The organism is Thermodesulfovibrionia bacterium (genome assembly GCA_030646035.1).
Classification (GTDB): Bacteria; Nitrospirota; Thermodesulfovibrionia; order UBA6902; family UBA6902; genus JACQZG01.
In genome coordinates this window covers 1-1,163 of sequence record JAUSMY010000035.1, presented here as the reverse complement: position 1 = coordinate 1,163, position 1,163 = coordinate 1, and the positions used below count along the sequence as shown (strand labels likewise).

The 1,163-nt window shown below is 68.0% G+C and carries 1 protein-coding gene; it reads left to right on the top strand.

Going from position 1 to position 1,163, the window contains the following annotated elements:
- Positions 1–1,163: hypothetical protein (locus Q7U10_05370; protein MDO8282041.1), on the top strand; the 1,163-nt coding region annotated here is incomplete at both ends.

Below are 1,163 nucleotides of genomic sequence, written 5' to 3'. Positions count from 1 at the left end.
GACAACCTGCGCCGCTCGCTGGTGGTGCCTGCCACCTTCGCGCTGCTGGTCTGGGTGCTGTTTACCGGTGCGCTGCAACTGGGCACAGCGCTGCTGGCGGCCCTTGCCGCGCTGCTGGCCGGGCCGCTGCTGGGGGCGCTTGCCGGCCTGGTGCCCACGCGCCGCGGTATCTCCTGGCGTCACTTTTTGCAGGTGGGCCGCGGCGAGCTGCTCGTCACCCTGGGCAGCGCGGCCTGGCTTTTCAGCCAGTTACCGGCGCAGTCCCTGATGCTGCTCGATGCAGCCGTGCGCTCTGTCTGGCGCATGGCCGTGAGCCGCCGCTTGCTGCTGGAATGGACCACGGCGGCGCAGGCCCAGGCCGCGTCGCGCCGCGAACTCACGGTGTTTGTGCGTCAACATGCGCCGGCCTCGCTGCTGTGTGCGGCGCTGGCCATGGCGGCCCCGTGGGCGGCCTATCCCGGGGCCGCCATCGCCCTGTTCCTGCTCTGGGCCGCGTCGCCTGTGGCGGCTTGGTGGGCCAGCCTGCCGCGCGCCAGCAATACTCCCGCGCTCAGCAACATGGACCAGCGTTACCTGCACGCGCTGGCGCGCGACACCTGGCGCTTTTTTGAGCGCTGCGTGGGCCCCGAGGACAACCACCTGCCGCCCGACAACCTGCAACTGGTGCCCGATCCCACGCTGGCCCACCGCACCTCGCCCACCAACATCGGGCTGTACCTGCTGTCCGTCTGCTGCGCCCGCGAATTCGGCTGGATCACGACCGCAGAAGTCATCGCCCGCCTGCAGGCATCGCTGGACAGCATCGACAAGCTGTCCAAGCACGACGGCCATCTGCTGAACTGGTACGACACCCGCACACTGGAGGTCATGCTGCCGGCCTATGTCTCGTCGGTAGACAGCGGCAACCTGGCCGGCTTGCTGCTCGCCGCGGCGCAGGCCTGCATCAAGCTGGAAAAATCCTGCCCCGATGATCCACCAGCACAGGCCGACCTGCTGCGCCTTGCAGAACGCTGCCGCGCCCTTTACAGCGCCATGAACTTCAGCGGCCTGTATGACCGCAAGCGGCATCTGTTTCATATCGGCATGAACGTCGATGAGAGGGCGCTGGATGCCAGTTACTACGACCTGCTGGCGTCCGAGTCGCGGCTGACCAGCTTCCTGGC